The organism is Roseofilum capinflatum BLCC-M114, from assembly GCF_030068505.1.
GTDB lineage: Bacteria > Cyanobacteriota > Cyanobacteriia > Cyanobacteriales > Desertifilaceae > Roseofilum > Roseofilum capinflatum.
In genome coordinates this window covers 25171-33226 of the sequence record NZ_JAQOSO010000047.1, presented here as the reverse complement: position 1 = coordinate 33226, position 8056 = coordinate 25171, and the positions used below count along the sequence as shown (strand labels likewise).

Annotated in this window: 9 protein-coding genes; 4 read left to right on the top strand and 5 right to left on the bottom strand. The window is 47.1% G+C overall.

The window, feature by feature from the left end:
- Positions 1–228: 228 nt before the first annotated feature.
- Genes PMG25_RS09115 through PMG25_RS09105 form a run of 3 tightly spaced genes read right to left on the bottom strand, consistent with a single transcriptional unit; the run spans position 229 to position 1138 of the window.
- The gene (locus PMG25_RS09115; RefSeq protein ID WP_283766584.1) at positions 229–717 is read right to left on the bottom strand and encodes a PIN domain-containing protein; all 489 of its coding nucleotides are present in this window, start codon (positions 715–717) and stop codon (positions 229–231) included.
- Positions 714–959: a UPF0175 family protein gene (locus PMG25_RS09110; protein ID WP_283766583.1), complete on the bottom strand. Its 246-nt coding sequence runs from the start codon at positions 957–959 to the stop codon at positions 714–716. The genes PMG25_RS09115 and PMG25_RS09110 overlap by 4 nt, the downstream gene beginning before the upstream one ends.
- 2 nt (positions 960–961) lie before the next feature.
- A complete protein-coding gene (locus PMG25_RS09105) occupies positions 962–1138 on the bottom strand; it encodes a DUF433 domain-containing protein (RefSeq protein WP_347178790.1) in 177 nt (58 codons plus the stop codon).
- A 234-nt stretch (positions 1139–1372) separates the two neighbouring features.
- On the opposite strand from PMG25_RS09105, the gene PMG25_RS09100 reads away from it, so the two are divergent.
- Both PMG25_RS09100 and PMG25_RS09095 read left to right on the top strand, forming a co-directional pair.
- Positions 1373–1603, top strand: coding sequence for a DUF433 domain-containing protein (locus PMG25_RS09100; RefSeq protein WP_283766582.1), 231 nt, complete (start codon positions 1373–1375; stop codon positions 1601–1603).
- On the top strand, positions 1600–1932 hold the full coding sequence (locus tag PMG25_RS09095) for a DUF5615 family PIN-like protein (protein ID WP_283766581.1): 333 nt from the start codon (positions 1600–1602) through the stop codon (positions 1930–1932). Before PMG25_RS09100 ends, PMG25_RS09095 begins: the two co-directional genes overlap by 4 nt.
- Positions 1933–2150: 218 nt before the next feature.
- Here PMG25_RS09095 and PMG25_RS09090 read toward each other — a convergent pair whose 3' ends face one another.
- Positions 2151–3848 carry an alpha-keto acid decarboxylase family protein gene (locus PMG25_RS09090; protein ID WP_283766580.1) on the bottom strand — a complete coding sequence of 566 codons (1698 nt, stop codon included), beginning with the start codon at positions 3846–3848 and terminating at the stop codon, positions 2151–2153.
- Positions 3849–4023: 175 nt separating this feature from the next.
- On the opposite strand from PMG25_RS09090, the gene PMG25_RS09085 reads away from it, so the two are divergent.
- The gene (locus PMG25_RS09085) at positions 4024–5658 is read left to right on the top strand and encodes an ABC transporter substrate-binding protein (protein ID WP_283766579.1); all 1635 of its coding nucleotides are present in this window, start codon (positions 4024–4026) and stop codon (positions 5656–5658) included.
- Positions 5659–5937: 279 nt separating this feature from the next.
- On the opposite strand, the gene PMG25_RS09080 is transcribed toward PMG25_RS09085, so the two are convergent.
- Complete coding sequence (locus PMG25_RS09080) at positions 5938–6282, bottom strand: 2Fe-2S iron-sulfur cluster-binding protein (RefSeq protein WP_283766578.1); 345 nt, start codon at positions 6280–6282, stop codon at positions 5938–5940.
- Positions 6283–6371: 89 nt separating this feature from the next.
- Here PMG25_RS09080 and cimA point away from each other — a divergent pair, with 89 nt between their 5' ends.
- The gene (cimA, locus tag PMG25_RS09075; protein ID WP_283766577.1) at positions 6372–8030 is read left to right on the top strand and encodes a citramalate synthase; all 1659 of its coding nucleotides are present in this window, start codon (positions 6372–6374) and stop codon (positions 8028–8030) included.
- Positions 8031–8056 lie beyond the last annotated feature (26 nt).

Genomic DNA, 8056 nt, shown 5'->3' with positions numbered 1-8056 from the left:
TAAAATGGCTCAAAGTGCTACCCAGTCTGCTGTTTGTTCCCCCCATTCCCCCATCCCCCCATCCCCCCATCACAGCGCGAAGCGCTGTAAATGATAAAGGGTGGTAGCGACAACTATGCTACCCTTATTTTTTAGTTGTTTTGCAGAAACAAGAAATTCTTCGCTATCCAGAGAATTGGAAAGGGGTATGATTACAGCGATCGCACATTCTTATACTCCTCAAACCTTCTACTCGTCGGCAGATTTTACAACAGCGTAGTAGAGGCGATCGCTAATGCGAAAGTTGTTTTCAGAAATTAACCGATCTAAAACAGGCTTAATTGTTGAAATCAAACCTTTTGCCTTTGCTTCCTGCAAGATACCTAACAATCCACTAATTTTCGTTACTCCCTGTTCTAAAGCTTCTTGTCTTCCTCTACGCTCATCAATTAATAATAAATCAGCATCGAGTTCTAACGCCAAAACAATTGCCTCAGCTTCTCCTAAATCCAACTTAGCCTGTAAAGCTTCAACCCTCAAGCGATCGCTAACCGATTGCGTCTCGATCCAATCCAGATTTTGAACTTCAACTGTACCAGGAACTTGATAACCTAACGCAGTCATTTCATCATAAACAGCTTGAGGAATAACGACTCGATCGTATAGAATATGCAAAAGCTCTAAAAGTTCAACAGCCGCTAAATTAGTAATCGGTGAAGTATCGCTAATAACAATCATAGACGACCTAGGGCTTGCAGGGTTTTCAGATCCTCTTCAAATTCCTCAACATCATAATGAATACAAATACCGCGACTAGCAATTTCTTTCTGAAACTCTAACAAATGCATCCCGGCTAAATGACGTGCTTTCCCTATACTAATTCTATCTTGTTGGAATAGCATAATCGCAATTTCCAGCTTCAACTGCGCTTCAGACATTTCGGCAGCTTGGAGAATATCATCCGGAATGAGGACAGCCATGTTTAGTTACCTACTTTATTTCTAGTATAGGCGATCGCCGATCGCACCTGCTCCTGATTCAAGGGTGGATAATCGGCTACAATCTCTTCTACGGTCAATCCCTCTGCCAAGTTATCTAAAATCACAGAAACCATGATTCGAGTTCCTTTAATACAAGGTTTCCCATTCGAGTAGATGATTCACTGCGGTTGCGTTGGCTCGACTAGAGGTAGGGGTATTTATCCTAAACCACACTATCTGTAGCGGTCAAGTTTGTTAAGGAAGATTTATGACTCTAGATGTGGATTGTGTTTGGCGATCGCCTTTACAAGTGAAACCCAACGTATTTATTAGGTTTCGTTACAAGTGGTAAAACTCATACAGAGCAAAATGCTTTAGGCTAAAATCACAGGTGTAACAATCCTCTTTGTATTATGACCTATCGCGATATTATTACCATTGAGCCAGATAAACGTGGGGGAAAACCCTGTATTCGTCGGATGCGAATTACAGTTTACGATGTTCTTGGCTGGCTTGCTGCTGGCATGTCTGTGGCTGACATTATTGAGGATTTCCCAGAACTGACAGAAGCAGATATTAGAGCTTGTTTAGAGTTTGCCGCCGATCGCGAACATCGTTTAGTTGCTTCGGTGAGTGCCGCTTGAAACTACTTCTCGATCAAAATTTGAGTCAAAAATTGATCCCTCGCTTGGCTGATATTTTTCTCAATGCTAGTCATGTACAATTTCATGGGTTAGCAGAGAAAACAGATACAGAGATTTGGGAGTTTGCCAAGCTAAATGATTTCTGCATTGTGACTCAAGATGCAGATTTTGCAGAAAAAAGCCGACTTTATGGTTCTCCACCAAAAGTGGTATGGCTAAGATGTGGAAATGCACCCACTCAACAGGTTGAAGCTCTTCTTCGCTCTGGGCAAGAAGCCATTGAAGAACTTTTAGGAAATCCTGCTATTCACTGCTTGGAACTTCACTAACAAGTGAATCAATTTCTATTGGACAAACCTTTGTGGAAGATATACCGCGAAGAGCTGTAATGCGAGGAGTGCGTAGCGTAGCATGTCCGCAGGACAAACATCTTGCTCGCAATAAAGTGTGCCCTAGCGAGCGAGACGCTCGCACTCCCCATAGGACAATCCCTCGCCTTCCAAAAATGCTGTGGGAATATACAACATAGCTAGGAGAATCTTTCCCACTATTCCTTGTTACCGTGCAAACCACTATATTGTAGGGTTTGAGTCAGATGGGCCAGGCGATCGCAGCAATCAAAGCGATCTAAGTGAATTTCGATAAAACAGAGCTTATCCGTATGACGCTCTGTCTCTGCCAATGCCAGCTCTAGCTCACCCTCGGTTCTCACTTCGGTACTCCAGCTTTGGCCAAAAATCTGGGGCATTAGATGGTATTTCCAGGGTTGAATGTCATTATAGGGGCCATCATGAATCATGCGCTCGATGGTATAGCCGTCATTGTTAATTAAGAAAATAATCGGGTGAATTCCATTGCGAATCAGGGTTGAAAGGGCCTGACAAGTCATCTGGAAGGAACCATCGCCAATAAATAAAACCACGCGATTGTCTGGAGAGGCTAACCCAGCGCCTAAACAAGCGGGGAGAGAATAGCCAATGGACATATAAAAGGCTTGACCAATAAATTTGGTATTTTGATGGATCAGTAAGTCGATGCAAGCAATGATGGCATCCCCGGTTTCGGCAATGACGATATCATTTTCGCCGATAAACGAGTTCATCCGTTCATAAAACCGAGCATTGGTGAGGGGGGCGTTGTCTTGGACTTGCCAGGGATCTTTGTGCAGACTTGAAGCGGGTTGAATGTTTAAGGTTTCTGGGGGACGATAGGGAAGTTTTTCGATTAATCCCTCGATAAAGTCGCCTAAGTGAATGGGGGCATAAAAATGATGTTTAATTTGGACTCGCGCGAGGTTGGCGTTGATGAGTTTGCTGGGATCGAGTTCAGCCGTAAAGCCGCCTAAATTGGTGTCGGATAAAATTGCGCCTAGGCAAAGAATACAATCGGCATTTTCGACCCGATCGCGGACTTCATCCCGACTTAAGGCTCCCACATAGTTGCCGATAAATTGGGGGTGCATCTCAGAAATGGCGGATTTACCGAGCATGGTGGTGGCAACGGGATAGCCGGTTTTTTCCACGAGCCGATCAAGTTGAGATTGGATGCCATAGCGATGGAGTTCTACACCGGCTAAAATGACGGGAGATTGGGCGTTTTCTAGGAGTTCGACGGCTTCGGCGATCGCCTCTTCTAGGGCTTCGGGTTTGCTCTCAAGCACTGACAGGGAGGGCTTTCGCAGGGGTAAGACGCAGGGATGATCGACTAAATCGGCGGGAATTTCGATGTATACAGGGCGCTTATACTGGAGGCAAGCGGCGATCGCCCGATCGATCTGAGCAATGGCATCATCGGCGGTTAACGTCACTGCGGCAACGGTGACATTTTTTAATACCGAACGTTGCAGATTATAATCTCCAGTCGTGTGATGCATGAGCAAGGAATTCTCTTCTGCTGAGGTTTTGGGCGCACCGCTAATGGCAATGACGGGTACTTGTTCGGCATAGGCTCCTGCTAGAGCATTGATCAGACTCAATCCCCCCACTCCGTAAGTGACACAGAGGGCGCTGACTCCATTTAACCGGGCGTAAGCATCAGCCGCGTATCCAGCGTTTAATTCGTTACAAGTTCCGATCAAATCCATGGAGCTTTCCACAATATGATCCATGAATCTCAGGACATAATCTCCTGGCACGCCAAAAATATGTCGAACACCAATAGATTCAAGTTTCTTGACTAAGTATTTCCCCACACTAACGGCAGTCGATTGGACGGGGTACAGTCCGGATTCTGGCATCAAACTCATCAGACTTTCCTCATCGATTGGGTGTTCTTATGGCTTTATCCGTTAGGGTAACGTAAATTTTTATCAAAAGTTGTTGTCAAAAATACAAAAATATGTTTTAGAGCGAAACCATCGCCCCCTCGCCATCTTGTACTATGATGAGAGCCATGGTCACGCAAGGAAGAGAGAGAAGTTAGTGTTCACTTGGTTGAAACAATCGCAGCGTTTAGGAAAATTTTTAGCGATCGCCCTCGTTTGTTGTCTGATGGCGATCGCCTGTAGCCCCCAGTCGAATACGACGCAAACTCCGACCAGGGACAATCCGCAAGTCATTTTAGGCACAACACTCAAACCCCGCACCCTCGATCCAGCCGATGCCTATGAAGTTCCCTCTCTGAATATTCTCTACAATGTGGGCGATCGCCTCTATACTTACCAGGATGGCACGTCCGACTTAACCCCCCAATTAGCCACAGAATTACCAACCATCAGCAGCGATCGGCTCACCTACACCATCCCCTTACGTCAAGGAGTCACCTTCCACGATGGCACACCCTTCAACGCCGAAGCCATGGTCTTTTCCCTACAACGGTTCATGGAAAACCAGGGCAAACCCTCCTTCTTACTCTCGGACATCGTAGACTCCATCGAAGCCACCGGAGAATACGAACTCACCATCACCCTCAGCCAACCCTTTGCCGGTTTTACCGCTCTTCTTGCCTTTGGCGGACTTTGCCCCGTTTCGCCCCAAACCTATCAGATCGGTAGCGGCCAATTTCAGCCCGATACCTTTGTCGGAACCGGGCCCTATCAAGTCGCCCAAATGACCTCAGACATGATCCGCTTAGAACCCTTTGCCGACTATTGGGGAGATGTGCCCGAAAATGAAGGCATTGATATTCAATGGTTTTCCTCTCCCGCCAACCTATTTAACGCCTTTCGCACGGGAGCCATTGACGTAACCTTGGGCACATTAGACAGCAATCAAATTGATAGCTTAGAGCGAGAAATGGACACCCAAGGATGGCGAGAAATTGCCGCCGAAGGGAATACGCTCAACTATATTATTGTCAATGTGCAATCCGATCCTCTCAATCAACTCCCCGTTCGCCAAGCCCTAGCCGCCATCACCGATCGCCCCACCATCAACAACCGCGTCCTCCAAGGCCAAGCCGAACCTGCCTATACCCTAATTCCCAAAAGCTTCGCCGCCTCAGAACCCGTATTTAAAACCGCCTATGGCGATGGTAACGTGGAACTGGCCAAAACACTCTTAACCGAAGCCGGGTATTCCGTCGATAATCCCGCAGTCGTCGAAGTTTGGTATCCCTCCAACTCCACCAAACGGGGACTGATTGCCAGTACCCTAAAGGCGATCGCCGATACCAAACTTGAAGGACTCCTCGACATACAACCCAACTCCGTCGAATCCACCACCGCCTTCCAAAACCTAGACAAAGGCGTGTATCCCACCTTCATGCTCGATTGGTACGCCGACTTTCTCGATCCCGATAACTACGTGCAACCCTTCCTCGAATGCACCGAAGGCTCAGAAACCGACGGTTGCAAAGCCGGTGCCAGTCAATATCATGGCTCTTTCTACTACAATCCCCGCGTCAATGACCTAATTAACCAACAACGGCAAGAACAAGACCCTGAAAAACGCCGCTTATTGCTAGTAGAAATTCAAGAACTCTTAGCCCAAGAAGTCCCCTATATTCCCCTCTGGTTTGACAAAGATTATGTATTCGCCCAGCCAAACATAGAAGGAGTGATGATTGAAGCCAATCAATCCATTCCCTATAGCAAAATCACGCAAGTTGAAACTTAGTTCCCTATTTTTTCGCCAACATCTAAGAATTTAATCTGAGTTTTAGAGGGTAAAATACTCCCAAAATCGGGTAGAATAAAAGTATAGGAAAATACTTATTCACCACATCAGGGAGGCAAAATCATGGTTACCTTAATTTTAGCGATCGCCATCCTCTACTTAGCCCTCATCTATGGTGGCTTAACCTGGATCTCGAAACACTCACACCCACTCTAAACCAGAAACCGATTCTCCCCTTCTCCTGCCAGAGAAGGGGTTGTGGGATAAGGGAAAAATGTATTACCCATTACCATCCGGAGTCCAAACCTTTTGGTCTCCTTGTCCCCAAAACCCATCAAATTTGGTCACAGATACATCACCTAACACCTGAGTCTGACAGGCTAAACGCAAGGGACGATCGCCAGAATGGGGAGGAAGCGATCGCCGGGTGCGATCGCGCCAATTCGGGGGCGAGACCTCACCCTCCACATACACCGCACAAGTGCCACAAGTCCCCAGTCCTCGGCAATTAATTAACTTTGACTGACCGTTATAGAGCGAAATATCATGGGCTAATAGCACCTGGCGCAAATTCGCTCCCGACTCACAGGTCAGTTCTTGACCCGCCACTTTAATCTTCACCATAATTTACATTTTCTCCCTGAATTTTTTCTCGACAATTTTCTACAATTAAGGACGAAATCCATCACCTGACGCAAGCGGGTTTATAAAGCATGACCATCTTATCCAACCCTAAACCCATCTGGATCTACGACACCACCCTTCGAGATGGCGCTCAACGGGAAGGGATTTCCCTCTCCCTAGACGATAAACTACGAATCGCCCGCCGTCTAGATCAACTGGGCGTGCCCTTTATTGAAGGGGGGTGGCCGGGTGCAAACCCCAAAGATGTGCAATTTTTCTGGCATCTGAAAGAACAACCCCTTTCCCAAGCAGCCCTAGTCGCCTTTTGTTCCACCCGTCGCCCGAATACCCGCGCCAAAGAAGATCCCATGCTCCAAGCGATTCTCAGCGCGGGCACAGAATGGATCACCTTTTTTGGTAAATCCTGGGATCTCCATGTAACAGAAGGACTACACACCACCTTAGAAGAAAACCTAGCCATGATTGGCGATACGGCTGAGTATTTGCGATCGCAAGGTCGCCGCATTATGTACGATGCCGAACATTGGTTTGATGGTTACAAGAAAAATCCCGACTATGCCCTCTCTACCCTAGATTCTGCCGTACAAGCCGGGGCAGAATGGGTGATTTTATGCGATACCAATGGGGGAAGCCTACCCCATGAAATTAGCGCCATTGTCCGCGACGTGCAAACCCATTTTCAGCAGCAGAACTATACCGTGAAACTAGGGATTCATCCCCATAATGACTCCGATACTGCCGTTGCCAATGCGATCGTCGCCGTGCAGGAAGGAGCGCAAATGGTACAAGGAACCATCAACGGCTATGGCGAACGGTGCGGCAATGTTAACCTCTGCTCCGCAATTCCCAATTTGCAACTCAAACTCGGTTATTCCTGTTTAGCCGAAAAACAACTCGCCAACCTCACGGAAACCAGCCGATTTGTCAGTGAAGTGGTCAATCTCGCCCCCAATCATCATGCGCCCTTTGTCGGCCGTTCTGCTTTTGCCCATAAAGGGGGAATTCATGTGTCAGCCGTAGCGCGAAATCCCCTCACATACGAACATTTACCACCGGAAAAAATCGGCAATCAACGACGAATTGTGGTCTCCGATCAAGCCGGACTCAGCAACATTTTGGCCAAAGCTCGCTCCTTTGGCATCCACTTAGACAAGCAAAACCCCGCCTGTCGGCAAATTTTAGACCGACTCAAGGAACTAGAAAACCAAGGTTATCAGTTTGAAGGGGCAGAAGCCAGCTTTGAACTCTTAATGCGATCGGCTTTAGGACAAGCTCAATCTTGGTTTGACATCAAGGGTTTTAATGTCCATTGTGACATGGGAGCGACTACCCCCGATCCCACCATGACCAGTAATGCTTTAGCTACCATTAAAGTCAGGGTAAACGATCGCGATTTTCTCGAAGTTGCCGAGGGAAATGGCCCCGTTGCTGCCCTCGATGCCGCCCTCAGAAAAGCATTGGTAAAATTTTACCCCGAAATTGGCAGTTTCTATTTAACGGACTATAAAGTACGAATTCTTGATGGAACAGCCGGAACTTCTGCGAAAACCAGGGTCTTAGTTGAATCGAGTGATGGCTTAAATCGATGGACAACCGTGGGCGTATCCACGAATATTTTGGATGCCTCCTATCAAGCGGTGGTCGAAGGTTTGGAATACGGACTCTTGGTTCATCAAACCCAGGAAAAAGACCCTTCTCCATCTGTAGATATGGCTTCTTTAGGCTAAACTGAATTCGGATGATGAGGTTCTAC

What these genes read in the sequence shown, in the direction of transcription:
- PMG25_RS09090 (WP_283766580.1), bottom strand. Translation starts at nt 3,848, where the DNA reads ATGAGTTTGATGCCAGAATCCGGACTGTACCCCGTCCAATCGACTGCC.
- PMG25_RS09100 (WP_283766582.1), top strand. Translation starts at nt 1,373, where the DNA reads ATGACCTATCGCGATATTATTACCATTGAGCCAGATAAACGTGGGGGA.
- PMG25_RS09080 (WP_283766578.1), bottom strand. Translation starts at nt 6,282, where the DNA reads ATGGTGAAGATTAAAGTGGCGGGTCAAGAACTGACCTGTGAGTCGGGA.
- cimA (WP_283766577.1), top strand. Translation starts at nt 6,372, where the DNA reads ATGACCATCTTATCCAACCCTAAACCCATCTGGATCTACGACACCACC.
- PMG25_RS09115 (WP_283766584.1), bottom strand. Translation starts at nt 717, where the DNA reads ATGATTGTTATTAGCGATACTTCACCGATTACTAATTTAGCGGCTGTT.
- PMG25_RS09110 (WP_283766583.1), bottom strand. Translation starts at nt 959, where the DNA reads ATGGCTGTCCTCATTCCGGATGATATTCTCCAAGCTGCCGAAATGTCT.